This is a genomic window from Streptomyces sp. NPDC001822, assembly GCF_042892135.1.
In the GTDB taxonomy this organism is placed as follows: domain Bacteria; phylum Actinomycetota; class Actinomycetes; order Streptomycetales; family Streptomycetaceae; genus Streptomyces.
The window spans coordinates 89,528-104,572 of sequence record NZ_JBIATW010000005.1; the positions used below are offsets into that span (position 1 = coordinate 89,528).

11 protein-coding genes are annotated in these 15,045 nt (G+C 71.8%); all 11 read right to left on the reverse strand.

Features of this window, described 5'->3' with window-relative positions:
* Position 1: 1 nt before the first annotated feature.
* The 11 genes from ACFYY2_RS13725 to ACFYY2_RS13775 all read right to left on the reverse strand — a co-directional run bounded on the left by ACFYY2_RS13725 (position 2) and on the right by ACFYY2_RS13775 (position 14,882).
* A complete protein-coding gene (locus ACFYY2_RS13725; protein ID WP_388741531.1) occupies positions 2 to 850 on the reverse strand; it encodes a TatD family hydrolase in 849 nt (282 codons plus the stop codon).
* Positions 850 to 1,473 carry an EboA domain-containing protein gene (locus tag ACFYY2_RS13730; protein WP_388741533.1) on the reverse strand — a complete coding sequence of 208 codons (624 nt, stop codon included), beginning with the start codon at positions 1,471 to 1,473 and terminating at the stop codon, positions 850 to 852. Before ACFYY2_RS13730 ends, ACFYY2_RS13725 begins: the two co-directional genes overlap by 1 nt.
* Positions 1,467 to 2,339, reverse strand: coding sequence for a sugar phosphate isomerase/epimerase family protein (locus ACFYY2_RS13735; RefSeq protein WP_388741535.1), 873 nt, complete (start codon positions 2,337 to 2,339; stop codon positions 1,467 to 1,469). Before ACFYY2_RS13735 ends, ACFYY2_RS13730 begins: the two co-directional genes overlap by 7 nt.
* The gene (locus tag ACFYY2_RS13740; protein WP_388741538.1) at positions 2,336 to 3,487 is read right to left on the reverse strand and encodes an SCO3242 family prenyltransferase; all 1,152 of its coding nucleotides are present in this window, start codon (positions 3,485 to 3,487) and stop codon (positions 2,336 to 2,338) included. The genes ACFYY2_RS13735 and ACFYY2_RS13740 overlap by 4 nt, the downstream gene beginning before the upstream one ends.
* A 41-nt stretch (positions 3,488 to 3,528) precedes the next feature.
* The gene (locus tag ACFYY2_RS13745) at positions 3,529 to 4,647 is read right to left on the reverse strand and encodes an inositol-3-phosphate synthase (protein ID WP_388741541.1); all 1,119 of its coding nucleotides are present in this window, start codon (positions 4,645 to 4,647) and stop codon (positions 3,529 to 3,531) included.
* A 95-nt stretch (positions 4,648 to 4,742) separates the two neighbouring features.
* Entirely contained in the window at positions 4,743 to 8,447 is a 3,705-nt protein-coding gene (locus ACFYY2_RS13750) for a ThuA domain-containing protein (protein ID WP_388741544.1), read from the reverse strand.
* Positions 8,448 to 8,855: 408 nt separating this feature from the next.
* Positions 8,856 to 9,860, reverse strand: coding sequence for a sugar phosphate isomerase/epimerase family protein (locus ACFYY2_RS13755; RefSeq protein WP_388741547.1), 1,005 nt, complete (start codon positions 9,858 to 9,860; stop codon positions 8,856 to 8,858).
* A 12-nt stretch (positions 9,861 to 9,872) separates the two neighbouring features.
* On the reverse strand, positions 9,873 to 11,093 hold the full coding sequence (locus ACFYY2_RS13760; RefSeq protein ID WP_388741549.1) for a Gfo/Idh/MocA family protein: 1,221 nt from the start codon (positions 11,091 to 11,093) through the stop codon (positions 9,873 to 9,875).
* 47 nt (positions 11,094 to 11,140) lie between these two features.
* Positions 11,141 to 12,178 (reverse strand): substrate-binding domain-containing protein, encoded by a 1,038-nt coding sequence (locus tag ACFYY2_RS13765; RefSeq protein WP_388741552.1) that lies wholly within the window; start codon positions 12,176 to 12,178, stop codon positions 11,141 to 11,143.
* 128 nt (positions 12,179 to 12,306) lie between these two features.
* Positions 12,307 to 13,359 carry an ABC transporter permease gene (locus ACFYY2_RS13770; RefSeq protein ID WP_388741555.1) on the reverse strand — a complete coding sequence of 351 codons (1,053 nt, stop codon included), beginning with the start codon at positions 13,357 to 13,359 and terminating at the stop codon, positions 12,307 to 12,309.
* A complete protein-coding gene (locus ACFYY2_RS13775) occupies positions 13,356 to 14,882 on the reverse strand; it encodes a sugar ABC transporter ATP-binding protein (RefSeq protein ID WP_388741558.1) in 1,527 nt (508 codons plus the stop codon). The genes ACFYY2_RS13770 and ACFYY2_RS13775 overlap by 4 nt, the downstream gene beginning before the upstream one ends.
* Between the last annotated feature and the right edge of the window lie 163 nt (positions 14,883 to 15,045).

The window sequence follows — 15,045 nt, forward strand, 5'->3', positions numbered from 1 at the left end:
CTCACTCCCCGCCGCGGAGGATGGAGTTTCCCTCGTGGAGCTGTCCCGGAGCCGTGGTGTCGAGCTGGAGCCGGCCGCTCTGGCCGTAGAAGGCGACGGGATTGCGCCAGAGCACCTTGTCGACCTCGTCCTCGTCGAAGCCGGCCTTCAGCATGGCGTCGGCGACCTTGCGTGTCTTCAGCGGGTCGCTCTTCCCCCAGTCCGCCGCCGAGTTGACGAGGATCCTGTCGCTGCCGTGGTTGCGCAGGACCGAGACCATCCGGTCCTCGTCCATCTTGGTGTCGGGATAGATGGAGAACCCGGCCCAGCAGCCGCTGTCCAGGGCGTCCTCGACCGTCGTCTCGTTGAGGTGGTCGAGCAGGACGAACTCGGGGGCGAGGTCGGACTCCCGGACGACGTCGATGGTCCGGTGCAGCCCGGCGAGCTTGTCGCGGTGCGGGGTGTGGACGAGCGCGGGCAGACCGTGCTCGGAGGCGAGCTGGAGCTGCGTGGCGAGGGCGGTGTCCTCGGCGGGCGTCATCGAGTCGTAGCCGATCTCCCCGACCGCGACGACGGAGTCCTTGACGAGATACCGGGGCAGCGCGTCCAGGACGGGGGTGCAGCGCGGGTCGTTCGCCTCCTTGGGGTTCAGGGCGAGCGTGCAGTGGTGGGCGATGCCGTACTGCGAGGCGCGGAACGGTTCCCAGCCCAGGAGGGCGTCGAAGTAGTCGAAGAAGCTGGCGGGCGAGGTGCGGGGCTGGCCGAGCCAGAAGGAGGGCTCCACCAGGGCCCGCACCCCGGCGTCGTACATCGCCTGGTAGTCGTCCGTGGTGCGGGAGGTCATGTGGATGTGGGGGTCGAAGATGCGCATCAGGACTCCTCCGTGGGGGCGGGGCCGGGGGCCGTGAGTTCGAGGACGGTCAGCAGGCCGGGGGGTACGGCGCGTCCCGCTGCGATGCGCTCGGCGGCGAAGTCGCCGAGCATCCTGGCGAGTTCGGCGTCGCCCCGGGCGCGGGCGGCGAGCCGGTCGACGGCCTCGACGGGGACCTCGGTGAACAGGCACTTGAGTACGGCGTGCCGCCAGCCGTGGGCGTCGAGGTGGGCCGCGCCGTAGGGGCCCACCGCCGCGGCGACCAGCCGGGTGTCGTTGGTGCGCAGCGCGTCCTCGACGAGCGGCAGTGCCCGGGCCCCGAGATCGAGCCGGTGCAGGGTGAGCAGGACGGCCCGCCGCTCGGCCGCGGTGCCCTGTTCGTAGAGCCGGGTGACCGCGGCCAGCCCGGCCCGCGCCTCGACGAGGAGCAGCGCGCGCACGGAGTCGGCGTGTTCCGCTCCGCAGTGCCGGCCCGCGGAGGCGAACCGCAGTTCCCAGGGCGGTGTGCCGCTGTCGGCGCCGGGGTGGGCGGCCGCGTGCGCCGCCTCGTCGAGCGCCTCGTCGAGCCAGGCCCTCGCCGCACCCGGGAGCAGACCGTCGAGTTCCTTGTGGCCGATCAGCACGGTGCGCCTCCGTTCGTCGTCCCGGCGGTCCCGGCAGCCGCGCGGAGGAAGTCGATGGACTGGCGGGCGAGTTCGGGCCCGGCGTGGGAGTGCCGGGGCAGTTCGACGACGGTGAGGCCGCTGTAACCGGTGGCGGCCAGGGCTTCGAGCACCGGCGGGAAGTCGATCTCGCCCTCGCCGAAGGGCAGGTGTTCGTGCGTCCCGCGCCGCATGTCCTCGATCTGTACGTGGCACAGCCAGGGGGCGGCCTCCTTCACGCACTCGACGGGCGGTGCGGGTTCCAGGCACTGGCAGTGGCCGATGTCGAGGGTGAGCCCGAGCGGCCCGGGGTCTCCGAGGAGGGTGCGCAGCCGGTGGAAGTCCTGGAGCGTGGCGAGGAGGTGGCCGGGTTCCGGCTCGATGGCGACGGGGACGCCCGCGGCCCCGGCGGCGTCCAGCACGGGGGTCAGGGCCTCCGTGAGCCGTTCCCAGGCGGTGTCGGTGCCGGTGTCCGGCGGGGTGATGCCGCTGAAGCAGTGCACGGCGTGCGCGCCCAGCTCGGCGGCCACGTCGACGGCGCGGACCAGCAGCGCCGTCCGCGCGGCACGCGCCTCGGGGTCCGGGTCGAGGAGGGAGGGGCCGTGTTTGCGCCGGGGGTCCAGGACGTACCGTGCCCCGGTCTCGATGGTCACGCCCAGGCCCAGGTCCGCGAGCCTGCCGGCCACCCGGCGGGTCCTGGCGGCGAGGTCCGGGGCCATCGGGTCGAGGTGCATGTGGTCGAGGGTCAGTCCGACGCCGTCGTAGCCGAGGTCGGCGAGGAGACCGAGGGCGTCGTCGAGCCGGAGGTCGGTCAGTCCGTTGGTGCCGTAGCCGAAGCGGAGCGTCATGTGGGGCTCACCTTCCGGGCGAGCGCGCGGGCCAGGGGGACGAGTCCCATGGCCGCCAGCCCGTTGACGGGTGCCCCCGCCCTGACGGCCAGTGCGGCCTGCAACGGGATCATCGCCCGGATGCCGCCGCCGACGGCGCGCTGGGTGAGGGGCGGGGAGGGATTCAGTGCCGCGTGGAGGAGCGGGATCGCGGAGGTACGCAGGTAGGCGCTGGTGAAGGCGGGGAGCAGGAGCCGTTCGGCACTGCCCGTCTTCACGGGGCTTCCCGGTACGTCGCCGCCTCCGCCCCGTGCCGGGCGGCCGCGCAGGACGGCCGCTCCGAGCGCGGCCACCCCGGCGAGCGCGGCCGACGGCGCGGCGGAGGATCCGCCCTGGGCCTCGTGGCGGGAGACCGCGGTGACGGCGTAGGTGTGTGCGCCGAGCACGAGCGCGGAGGGGAACGCGGAGCGCAGAGCGCGCGCGGGGCCGGTGCTCCCTGTGCCCGGGCGGGGGTGCGCGGCGGCCGGGCTGCCGCCGGAGCCGGCCGCGTGCGAAGCCGCTCCCCCGTGTCCCGGTGCCGTGGGGGCGGCGGGAGGCGTCCCCTGCGGGGTCGCGGGCCCCGCCGTCGCCGTGGCGCCGAGCAGCAGGTCCAGGGCGCGGGCCGAGGCCATCGCCGCCGGGCCCAGCCTCGTGTGCTTCAGGTGCAGGTCGTAGGCCCAGACCGTGGCGGCCAGGCCCGAGGCCACCGCGAGGGCCGGGCGGCCGGCACGGGACGCCAGGGCCAGGCCCGCGGCGGTGAGGGCGCCGGCCGCCGCCAGGGCCGCGCCCGGGGCGACTCGGCCCGAGGGGATCGGGCGGTGCGGGCGGTCCAGGGCGTCCTCCTCGCGGTCCGCCCAGTCGTTGAGGGCCATGCCCGCCTCGTACAGGCACAGCGAGGCGCCGACGGCGAGCGCCGTGCCGCGTCCGGGGCGGCGGCCGGTGGCGGCGGCCCCGGCGAGGGCGTCGCCGGGCACGCTGAACAGCGCGGACACGCGCAGCAGTTCCGCCCAGGCGCGCAGCCGCCCGCCGGTCCGGGGCCTGTCCGGTGCGGGCGCAGTCCCGCCCGTACCGGACAGGCCGTCCGAGGGCCGCGGCGCCGGGACCGCGGCCAGGGGCCGGGCTCCGGGCACCCGGGGTGTCCCGGCCGTCTCGGCGGCCGGCCGGAGCGGCCTCACCGGCCGGCCCGCAGACGGCCCGCGAAGGCCAGCAGAGTGGCGTACTGCTCGGACAGCGCGGCCGGTCCGCCGTCGGGGTCCTTGAAGTAGAAGCCCAGTTCGGGGAGCGGGCCGGTCAGGCCGGCCTCGTGGGAGCGGGCGAGCAGCCGGGCCAGGTCCAGGATCAGGGGCGCGGCGAGCGCCGAGTCGCAGCCCTGCCAGATCGTCTGCAGGATCATCCGCGAGCCGAGGAAGCCGTCGAAGGCGATGTGGTCCCACGCGGTCTTCCAGTCGCCCATCGCCGGGACGTCGTCGATGTGGACCTCGCCCTCGGGGGCGGCTCCGAGCGTGTCGGCCAGCACCCGCTCCTTGCCCGCGTTCTTGGCGGCCGCCGCGGCGGGGTCGGCCAGCGCGGCTCCGTCGCCGCCGCCCAGCAGGTTCGTGCCCGACCAGGCCCGCACCGGCAGCGCGCGCTGGACGAACATCGGGGCGAGTACGGAGCGGAGCAGGGTCTGTCCCGTCTTGCCGTCGCGTCCGGCGTGGGGAAGCCGGGCGGCTTCGACGGCGTCCCGGAGGAGGGGGCTGCGCAGTCCCGTGGAGGGGGTGAAGTTGGCGTACGCGCAGCCTGCGCGGAGCGCGGCGGCAGCGTAGAGGGAGCTGGCCGGGAGCCGGTCGTCGTCCTCGGCGGGTGCGGGCTCCGTCGACGCGACGTTGACGACGACGGTGCGGGCCAGCTCGTGGCGGCGTGCGAAGTCCTCGATGTCCGCGGCGAAGGCGCTGACGAGCTCCTCGTCGGTCCGCGCGTCACCGGCGAGCGGCCCGCCGGGGCGTATCTCCGCGTCGGCGCGGGCGAGTTCGGCCCCGACCGCCGAGGGGAGCCCGTGCGGGAGCACCCCGCCGGCCGCGAGGGCCTCGGCGCGCTTGGGCAGCGGGCAGTCGAGGGTGTCGTGGCCGCCGAAGACGAGTGAGTTCAGGGGTGGCAGCCCGATGTCCGCGAAGGGGGGTGTCTCGGTGACCATGCCGGTCGGCGGGTGGAGACCGGCCGCGATGGCCGCGCATCCGGCGGTCGCGGTGGTGGCGACCGATCCACGGGCTCCGATGAACCAGACTCCGGTACGGACGGCATGTGCGGTCACGGGCTGCCTCCCTTGGGGGATGTAGAGGGGTGGTGGACGGTGGGCGGGGAGGAAGTGGACTTCCCCGCCCACCGTCGGTGCAGGAGGTGGCCGCCCTACGTCGAGGGCAGTTCCTTCAGCTGGATGTCGCGGAAGGACACCTGGTCGTCGGCCCCGTGGTTCTGGAGTCCGATGAAGCCGTCCTTCAGACTGCGGGCGGGCACGGTGTTGGTGAAGTCGTTGATCTTCACACCGTTGAGGAACACCTGGAGGCGCTCGCCCTGGACCTTGATCTCGTAGCTGTTCCACTGGCCGGGCGGCCGCAGGACGCGGTCACGGGCCTTGAGGTCGGCGGACTTGAAGGTGTAGACGGCCCCGGTCGTGCGGTCCGCCGCGTCCGTGGCGTCGATCTGGACCTCGTAGCCGTTGTTCACCGCGGACCACGGGTCGTCCGACTCGGGGAAGCCGACGAACACACCGGAGTTGTCGTCGCCCGCCATCTTCCAGTCGAGCTTCAGCGAGTAGGACTTCAGCTCCTTGGCCTGGTAGGTCAGCAGGCCCATGCCGCCCTCGGAGCGCAGCTCGCCGTCGGCGACGGTGAACTTGCCGGGACCGGCCTGCTTCCAGCCGTCGAGCGTCTTGCCGTTGAAGATCGACCGGTAGCCGGTGTCCGGCTTGCAGTTGGCCTTGACCTGCCCCGAGGCGTAGCGCAGGCCGCCCAGCAGGTGCTGGCGGAAGGCCGGCTCGGCGTAGGACTCCTTGGTGTGACCGAGCCCGGTGTAGAAGGAGCGGCCGCCCTCGTAGGCCTGGCACCAGGCGATCGGGTGGTCGCCCTTCATGGTGCCGCCGGTGTAGCTGGTCTCGTCCAGCGTGGCGAGGACCTGGGCCTTGTCCCGGGGGTTCGTGCGGTAGTTGTACCACTCGTCGGTGCGGTCCCAGGCCTCGTCCAGGTGCGCGGTCGCCGGGTGGTCGTGGTTCTCCACCCGCACGGTCGCCGGCTGGATCTGCGGGTGCGAGGAGAAGTACGCCCCGACCAGCCCGCCGTAGAACTTCCAGTCGTACTCGGTGTCGGCGGCCGCGTGGACCCCCATGTACCCGCCGCCGGTGGCCACGAAGTTCTCGAACGCCTTCTGCTGGTCGGCGTTGAGGACGTCACCGGTCGTCGACAGGAAGACGACGGCGTCGTAACGCGCCAGGTTGCTGGTGGTGAACTGGCCGGCCTCCTCGGTGGAGTCGACCGTGATGTTGGTGTCCTTGCCGAGCTCCTTGAGCGCGGCGACGCCGGCGGGGATCGAGTCGTGGCGGAAGCCGCCGGTCTTGGAGAAGACGAGGACGCGCTTGGCGGTCTTGTCCACGGGGCTGTTCGACAGTTCGAAGTCGTCCACGTCGTAGAGCGCCCCGCTCCCGCCCTTGAAGACGAGGAAGAGTTCCGTGGCCTTCTTCGGTGCGCCGCGCAGTGGCACGTCGATGTCCTGGAACGAGTCCCAGCTGCCCGTCACCGGGACCGGCGCGGAGCCGAGGATCTTGCCCGTGGGTGATCCGGCCCGCACCTCGAGGAAGCCTCCGGCACCCGCCGAGGACGTACGGGCGGTGAGCTTGGTCGAGCCGTCGAGGATGTACGGGGTGAAGGAGATCCAGTCGTCGTTGTGGATGTCGCCGACGGTCCGCCCGCCGTGGGCGCTGGTCTTGCTGGGCGTGGTGATGCCGGAGGAGCGGTCGAAGTGCTCGGCCTGGCGGTGGCGGGGCTGGAGCTTCGCCTGATCGCGGCCGGTCAGTGCGGCCTGGCCGCCGCCCCCGCCGTCCGTGTAGGACGCGGAGATGCCGCCGTAGATGTTGGCGTTGGGGTCGTGGCCGCCCTCCATGGCCGTCGTGATGGTGCCTTCGCAGCCGTGCTCGGTGGTGATGTCGTGGCCGTGGCTGTCGTGTCCGAGGGTGAACTTGACCTCGACCTTGTCGCAGTCGACCGTCCCGTCCTCCGGGTCGGTGACGGTCACCTTGAAGGGCACATCGTCGCCGAAGGTGAACGGCCGGCCGTCGAGCGGGGTGTCCAGCACGACGGTGGGCGCGGTGTTGCCGACGGTCACGTGGACACTCGCCGAACCGGTGCGGCCCGTCGGGTCCTTGGCCGTGACGGTGGCGGTGTAGGTGCCGTTCTTCTTGTACGTGTAGGCGGGGTTGGCCGCGGTGGACTTCCCGCCGTCGCCGAAGTCCCACGCGTAGGTGAGTGCGTCGCCGTCACCGTCGGTCGTGCCCGCGGACGAGAACTTCACCTTGAGCGGCGCGACACCGGACGTCTTGTCCGAGCTCGCCTCCGCGATTGGTGAGCGGCCCCCGGTGGCGTTCTCGATGCGGTAGAGCGCCGAGTGCTCGTCGCCACCGAACCAGGAGAGACCGTAGTCCAGGACGTACAGGGCCCCGTCGGGGCCGAAGGCCATGTCCATCACCTGCGTACCGGTCCACGGGACGTCGTTGATGGACGTCACGGCTCCGTCGCCGTCCTGCTCGATGCGCTTGATCCACTGCCGGCCGAACTCGCCGGCGAAGAAGTCGCCGTCGTACTCCTCGGGGAACTTAACCGGCGAGTCGAGGCCGGCGTCGTAGCGGTAGACGGGACCGCCCATCGGGGACTCGGAGCCGGTGCCGAACTCGGGGACGGACGCGCCGTCGTACGGGATCCAGGCGGCCTGGGCCGGCGGGAGGTCCACGAGGCCGGTGTTGTGGCGCGAGTCGTTCTTCGGGGCGGCGCAGTCGAAGCGCGCGCCGGAGGTTCCGGTGGCGAAGTCGTAGTCGTTGAAGGCCTGGTTGTCACCGGTGCAGAAGGGCCAGCCGAAGTTGCCGGGCTTCGTCACTCGGGCGAACTCGACCTGGCCCGCGGGGCCGCGGTTCGGGTCGGCCGCGCCGGCGTCGGGGCCGTAGTCGCCGACGTAGAGGATGCCGGTCGCCTTGTCGACACTGAAGCGGAAGGGGTTGCGGAAGCCCATCGCGTAGATCTCGGGGCGCGTCCTGTCCGTACCCGGGGCGAAGAGGTTGCCGTCCGGCACGGTGTACGAGCCGTCGCCGGCCACCTTGATACGGAGGATCTTGCCGCGGAGGTCGTTGGTGTTGCCCGCGGTGCGGCGCGCGTCGAACGCCGGGTTGCGGTCCGCCCGGTCGTCCAGCGGCGAGAAGCCGTCGGAGGCGAAGGGGTTGGAGTCATCGCCCGTCGAGAGGTAGAGGTTGCCCTGCGCGTCGAAGTCGATGTCCCCGCCGACGTGGCAGCAGATGCCACGGGTGGCCGGGATGTCGAGGACCTTCTTCTCGCTGGCGTTGTCGAGGGTCCCGTCCTCCTTGAGGACGAAGCGGGAGAGGCGGTTCACCCCGTCGAACTTCGCGAAGTCCGCGGCGGTGCCGTTCTCCGGGGCGTCGCCGGCGGGGGTGTCCAGCGGCGGCGCGTAGTAGAGGTAGATCGCCCGGTTCTCCGCGAAGTCGGGGTCGATCCCGACGCCCTGGAGGCCTTCCTCGTCGTGCGAGTACACGGGGAGCGTGCCGGAGATGCGCGTGTTGCCCGCGCTGTCGGTAATCCGCAGCTCGCCGTTGCGCGAGGTGTGCAGCACGCTGCGGTCGGGGAGGACCGCCAGCGAGATGGGTTCGCCCGTCTCGGCCGCCCCCTTGGCGAGGGTGACCTGCTGGAAGTCCTCGGCGGCGTCCTGCGCGGCTGAGGCACTGGGGGCGTCGGCGGTGGCGGGCGAGGAGCCCAGGCTGAGCGTGGCGGCGGCGAGCAGGCCGCCGGTGAGGAGTGCGAGTGTTTTTCGGGCGCGGAGCCTTCTGCTGCTTCTGTGCACGTGCGTCCTCCGGAGTGTGCCGGTTGTTCGGGCGGGTGCGTTTCTGCCGTTCCGCGCGGGGACTGCCGCGCTCGTCATCGGAGCCGTGCGGCTCCGGTGACGCGAGTCATGTGGTGTACACGCATGGGACCGTAGCCGCGTTCGTCCCGCACGGAAAGCCCTTGCGCAGCTACTGCGTTGAACTTTTTCCCACGGAAGGACAAAGGTGCGTCCGGGCATGCCGAACCGCCCCCCGGCCTCCTGCTGCGGCCGCCGGGAGGGGCTGCTCCTCCGGGGACCTGTCCGGCCGGAGGGGACGGACGCGGTGGCCCGGACGGTGCGGACGCGCACGGCCCCCGAGGGTGTCCGGAGGTACGGGCACGGCGGGCGGGGCCCTCCCCGAGCGCTGGGGGAGGGCCCCGCCCCGGGTCAGTCGCCCCCGCCGAACGCGGCGTCGAAGGACGCGCTGGGCGGGTCGAAGTCGAAGCGCTTCAGCGACGCCAGCGCCTCCGGCGCACCGGTCAGCCGGTCCATGCCGGCGTCCTCCCACTCAACGGAGACCGGGCCCTCGTAGCCGATGGACCGCAGCATCCGGAAGACGTCCTCCCAGGGCACGTCACCGTGTCCGGCGGAGACGAAGTCCCAGCCGCGCCGCGGGTCGCCCCAGGGCAGGTGCGAGCCGAGGCGCCCGTTGCGGCCGTCGAGCCGCTTGCGCGCCTCCTTGCAGTCCACGTGGTAGATCCGGTCCCGGAAGTCGTAGAGGAAGCCGACGGGGTCGAGGTCCTGCCAGACGAAGTGGCTCGGGTCGAAGTTCAGCCCGAACGCCGGCCGGTGGCCCACCGCCTCCAGGGCCCGGTGGGTGGTCCAGTAGTCGTAGGCGATCTCGCTGGGGTGCACCTCGTGGGCGAAGCGCACCCCCTCGGCGTCGAAGACGTCCAGGATCGGGTTCCAGCGCTCCGCGAAGTCCTCGTAACCCCGCTCGATCATGTGCGGGGGTACCGGCGGGAACATCGCGACCAGGTGCCAGATGGAGGAGCCCGTGAAGCCGATGACGGTGTCCACGCCGAACGCGGCGGCCGCCCTGGCGGTGTCCGCGATCTCCTTCGCGGCCCGGCGTCGTACGCCTTCGGGCTCCCCGTCCCCCCAGATGCGGGCGGGCAGGATGCCCTGGTGGCGTTCGTCGATCGGGTTGTCGCAGACGGCCTGGCCGACCAGGTGGTTCGAGATCGCCCAGCACTTGAGGCCGTACTTGTCGAGCAGCTGCCGCCGCCCGTCGAGGTAGCCGGGGTCCGCGAGGGCCTTGTCGACCTCGAAGTGGTCGCCCCAGCAGGCGAGTTCGAGGCCGTCGTAGCCGAAGTCACGGGCGTGCCGGCAGACCTCCTCCAGGGGCAGGTCGGCCCACTGGCCGGTGAAGAGTGTGAAGGGACGGGGCATGCGCGCGACCTCCTAGAAGGGCACAGGGGTGTATACGGAGTTCTTGGCGGCGCTCTCCTCGACCGCGGCGAGCACCCGTTGCACCTGGAGTCCGTCGGCGAACGACGGCACGGGCGGACGTCCTTCGGCGATGGTGCACACCACGTCCCTGGCCTGGTGGACGAAGGTGTGCTCGTAGCCGAGGCCGTGGCCCGGCGGCCACCACGCCTCCAGGTAGGGGTGCTGCGGCTCCGTGACGAGGATCCGCCGGAAGCCCGCCGTGGTGGCCGGCTCGGTGTGGTCGTGGAAGGAGAGCTCGTTGAGGCGTTCCAGGTCGAAGGCGATCGACCCCAGCTCGCCGTTGATCTCCAGGCGGAGGGCGTTCTTGCGCCCGGCCGCCATCCTGGTCGCCTCGAAGGAGGCCAGGGCACCGGACGCGAGGCGACCGGTGAACAGGGCCGCGTCGTCGACGGTGACCGTCCCCCGCACCGCGCTGTCCGCGGAGCCCGAGAGCCCCGTGCCCGGACCGGCGAGCACAGGCCTCTCCCGGACGAAGGTCTCGCTCATCGCCGACACCCCGACCAGCGGCTCACCGGCCAGGTACTGGGCGAGGTCGACGATGTGCGCCCCGAGGTCGCCCAGCGCGCCGGACCCGGCGTGCTCGCGCTTGAGGCGCCAGGTCAGCGGCGACTCGGGGTCGACGAGCCAGTCCTGGAGATAGGTGGCCCGCACGTGCCGCAGGGTGCCCAGCCTTCCCTCCTCGATCAGCCTGCGGGCGTAGGTGAGGGCGGGCACCTTGCGGTAGTTGAAGCCCACGATCGCCACCTGGCCGCGAGCGGCGGCACGCTCGGCGGCCTCCACCATGGCCTCCGCCTCGGCGACCGTGTTGGCGAGCGGCTTCTCGCACAGCACGTGCTTGCCTGCCTCCAGTGCGGCGATGGCGATCTCCGCATGGCTGTCGCCGGGCGTGCAGATGTCGACCAGCTGCACGTCGTCCCGGGCGATGAGCGCACGCCAGTCGGTCTCCGCCGCCGCCCAGCCGTGCCGGGCGGCGGCGGCCTCGACGGCCGTACGGTCGCGTCCGCAGATCGCGGCGAGAGCCGGTCTCACCGGCAGGTCGAAGACGTGCCCCGCGGTGCGCCACCCCTGTGAGTGGGCGGCCCCCATGAACGCGTATCCGACCATGCCGACCCCGAGCGTCGCCGTCGGTGGCGGTGCTCCGGTCTCCTGCTCCGTCTCTTCCCTACGGGCCATGCGGACTTCCTCCTCGTCGGTGGTTCGGTGGCGGCGGTGGTGCGGGATCAGCTGAAGCCCGTCGGCAGGTACTGGTCGATGTTCTCCTTGGTGACCACGGCGGAGTAGAGGGTGAGCGAGGTCGGGATCTCCATCTCGGAGAGGCCCGCGACACCCTTGTTCTGGCCGAGTGCCCGGGCCAGGTCGATCGCGGAGGCGGCCATGGTCGGCGGGTAGAGCACGGTCGCCTTCAGGACGCTGTTGTCGGCCTTGATGGCGTCCATCGCGGACTTCGCGCCGGCTCCGCCGACCATGATGAACTCGTCGCGGCCGGCCTGCTGGATGGCCCGCAGCGCGCCCACGCCCTGGTCGTCGTCGTGGTTCCAGAGGGCGTCGAACTGCTTCTGCGCCTGCAGCAGCTGCGCCATCTTCGCCTGGCCCGACTCCACGGTGAAGTCGGCCGCCTGACGGGCCACCAGCTTCACGTTGGGGTAGTTCTTGAGGGCGTCGGCGAAGCCCTGGCTGCGCTGCTTGGTGAGCTCCAGGGCGTCGATGCCGGCGAGCTCGACGACCTTGGCGCCCTGCTTGTCCTTGAGCTGTTCGCCGATGTAGTGGCCGGCGTTGAGGCCCATGCCGTAGTTGTCTCCGCCGACCCAGCAGCGGTAGGCCTGCGGCGAGGCGAAGATGCGGTCGAGGTTGACGACGGGGATGCCCGCCTTCATGGCCTCCAGGCCGACCTGGGTGAGGGCCTTGCCGTCGGCGGGGAGGACGACGAGGACGTCGACCTTCTTGTTGATGAGGGTCTTGACCTGGCCGATCTGGGTGGCCGTGTCGTTGGAGCCCTCGGTGATCTCCAGGGTCACCTCGGAGTACTTCTCGGCCCGCGACTTGGCGTTGACGTTGATGGCGTTGAGCCACCCGTGGTCGGCCTGAGGGCCGGCGAAGCCGATGGTGACGGGTGTCCCCGGCTTGTCGTCGGCGGCGGGCTGGTTGCTCTGGGCGACCGCCTTCTCCTTGGGCTCGTTGCTGGTGCAGGCGGTGAGGAAGGCTCCCGCGGAGACGGCCGCGGTGCCGAAGAGCAGTCCTCTGCGGCTGGTTTCTGGCATGGCTGTCGAACCCTTCATCCGGTGCGGTGTGTACGGAACAGCGGGGTGTGCGGAACAGCGGGGTGTGCGGAACAGCGGGGTGTGCGGAACAGCGGTGGGTCATCAGTGCTGCGTCACGGCCGGGACGCTCAGGTCTCGCCGCCGCGCAGGGTGCGGCTCTGGACGAGGACGGCGGCGACGATGATGGCGCCCTTGGCGATCTGCTGGACGTCGCTCTGCAGGTTGTTGAGCGCGAAGATGTTGGTGATCGTGGTGAACACCAGGACTCCGAGCACCGATCCGACGATGGTGCCCCGGCCGCCGCTCAGGAGGGTGCCGCCGATGATCGCGGCGGCGATGGCGTCGAGCTCGTAGAGGTTGCCGTTGGTGTTCTGGCCCGATCCGGACAGGATCACCAGCATGAAGGCGGCGATGCCGCAGCACAGGCCGGACATCAGGTAGAGGTAGAGGCGCTGGCGGCGCACGTCGATGCCGGCGAGCCGTGCCGCTTCCGCGTTGCCGCCGACGGCGACCGTGCGGCGTCCGAACGTCGTCCGGTTCAGGATCAGCCAGCCCGCCACGATCACCGCGGCGAAGATGAGGACCAGGGGCGGGATACCCAGGACGTAGGTTTTGGGAAGCCCCAGGTCCAGCACCGACTGGACGGTGACGATCTGCGTCTTGCCATCGGTGAGCAGCAGGGCCAGGCCGCGCGCCGAGGCGAGCATGGCGAGCGTCGCGATGAACGGGACCAGGCGACCGTAGGCGATCAGCACTCCGTTGACCAGGCCGGCCCCGAGTCCGACGACCACGGCCGTGAACAGGATGCCCACGAAGCCGTACTCCTGGGTGGCGAGTGTCGTCGCCCAGACGGAGGCGAGGGCGACCATCGCACCGACGGACAGGTCGATGCCCCCACTGATGATCACGAAGGTGACGCCGACGGTCACGACCCCGATGACGGAGGACTGCGTCAGGATCAGCTGGAGGTTCCCGGAGTCCAGGAACGCGTCCGGTTCGGTGAAACCGCCGACGGCTATCAGTACGGCGAGGACGCCGAGCAGCGACAGGTTCCGTACATCGGCGCGCAGGCCGAGTGCGCGCAGGCCGCCGCTCTGCTTCGAGGGCGGCGCGGCCGCGGGGCCGGCGACGGCTCCCTTGTCCGGCCCGTGGTGCTGCGCCGACGGTGCGGGCTGTGTCATGACGTCGGGCTCCCTTCCATGACGAGGTCGAGTACACGGTGCTCGTCGAGCTCCCTGGCATCGGCCGTGTGCACGACACGACCCTCCCGGAGCACCAGCACCCGGTCGGCGAGGCCCAGCACTTCGGGCACTTCGCTGGAGACGAGCAGAACGGCGAGGCCTTCGTCGGCCAGCCGGCGGATCACGGCGTAGAGCTCGGCGCGGGCACCGACGTCGACGCCGCGGGTGGGTTCGTCGAGCAGCAGGACCTTGCATCCCCGGAGCAGCCAGCGGGCGAGTACCGCCTTCTGCTGGTTGCCGCCCGACAGGGTGCGCACCGCGGCGTCCGGGTTGTCCGGCCGCAGGGAGAGCTCCCGGGTCGCCGCCCTGGCGGCCTTGCGTTCCGCGCCCCGGTCGATCCAGCCGGCGCGGGCGAAGCGGGAGAGCGAGGAGACGGAGACGTTGCGGGTGACCGATTCGGTCAGCAGCAGGGCCTGGGCCTTGCGTTCCTCGGGTGCCAGGCCGATTCCCGCCGCCACCGCGGCCCGTACGCTGCCGGACCGCAACGGCGTACCGGCGACCAGGACGCGTCCCGAGGTCGGCTTGCGGGCGCCGTAGACGGTCTCCAGGATCTCGGAGCGCCCGGAGCCCACGAGCCCGGCCAGGCCGACGATCTCGCCGGGCCTCAGTTCCAGGTCCACCGGTTCGAACTCGCCCTCGCGGCTGAGGCCTTCGACCCTCAGGACGGGTTCGTCGGAGGTGTGCGCGGTGCCGGGCGCGGGCCGCTCGGGGAAGACGTACTCGATATTGCGGCCGGTCATCATGGCGACGATGTCGCGCGTGGGGGTGGACTTGGCGGGGAGACCGACGGCGACGGCTCTGCCGTCCTTGAGCACGGTCACGCGGTCGCCGATGCGGCGGATCTCCTCCAGCCGGTGGGAGATGTAGACGACGGCCACGCCTTGGGCGGTGAGGCTGTCAACGATGCGGAAGAGGTTGTTGACCTCGTCAGGGTCGAGCGCCGCGGAGGGCTCGTCCATCACGATGAGGCGTACGTCGTGGGAGAGGGCCCGGGCCATGGAGACGATCTGCTGGTGCGCCGCCGAGAGATCCCCGACAGCGCGGGCCGGGTCGATCTCCGGGTGCCCGAGCCGCTTCAGGAGCGCGGCCGCCATGGTGCGGCCCTCACGGGTGCGGACGACGAAGCCGGCGCTGGTGGGCTCGTGGCCGAGGAAGACGTTCTCGGCGACCGACAGCCCCTCGACCAGGTCGAGTTCCTGGTAGATGGTGGCGATGCCCAGGCGCATCGCGGTGATCGGCGAGGAGAGCTGGACCGGTTCACCGCTCCAGGTGATGGCGCCGTCGTCGGGCTGGTGGGCCCCGGCCAGCACCTTGATCAGGGTGGACTTTCCGGCACCGTTCTGGCCGAGGAGGCAGTGGACTTCGCCGGCCTGGACCTCGAGGTCGACGCCGTCGAGGGCGCGGACTCCGGGGAACGACTTGGTGATGCCGGACATGGTGAGCAGGGGTGGTTCTGGTGCCATGACGATTCCCCTCGGCGAATGGGGTCTCCCCTGCTCGGACGAGCCGAGCGCCCGGGGAGGGCCGGTGAGCGGGCAGGGGCGCAGTGCCGGCGGTGCCGTACTGCTGACGGGAGTAGCTGTGTGGTGCGTGCCGTGCTGCCGTGCGAGGTGCGGGTGGTGCTTG

Excerpts from the sequence above, each read along its gene's own strand:
- ACFYY2_RS13760 (WP_388741549.1), bottom strand. The coding sequence starts at position 11,093 with ATGGCCCGTAGGGAAGAGACGGAGCAGGAGACCGGAGCACCGCCACCG.
- ACFYY2_RS13770 (WP_388741555.1), bottom strand. The coding sequence starts at position 13,359 with ATGACACAGCCCGCACCGTCGGCGCAGCACCACGGGCCGGACAAGGGA.
- ACFYY2_RS13755 (WP_388741547.1), bottom strand. The coding sequence starts at position 9,860 with ATGCCCCGTCCCTTCACACTCTTCACCGGCCAGTGGGCCGACCTGCCC.
- ACFYY2_RS13765 (WP_388741552.1), bottom strand. The coding sequence starts at position 12,178 with ATGCCAGAAACCAGCCGCAGAGGACTGCTCTTCGGCACCGCGGCCGTC.
- ACFYY2_RS13775 (WP_388741558.1), bottom strand. The coding sequence starts at position 14,882 with ATGGCACCAGAACCACCCCTGCTCACCATGTCCGGCATCACCAAGTCG.
- ACFYY2_RS13735 (WP_388741535.1), bottom strand. The coding sequence starts at position 2,339 with ATGACGCTCCGCTTCGGCTACGGCACCAACGGACTGACCGACCTCCGG.
- ACFYY2_RS13725 (WP_388741531.1), bottom strand. The coding sequence starts at position 850 with ATGCGCATCTTCGACCCCCACATCCACATGACCTCCCGCACCACGGAC.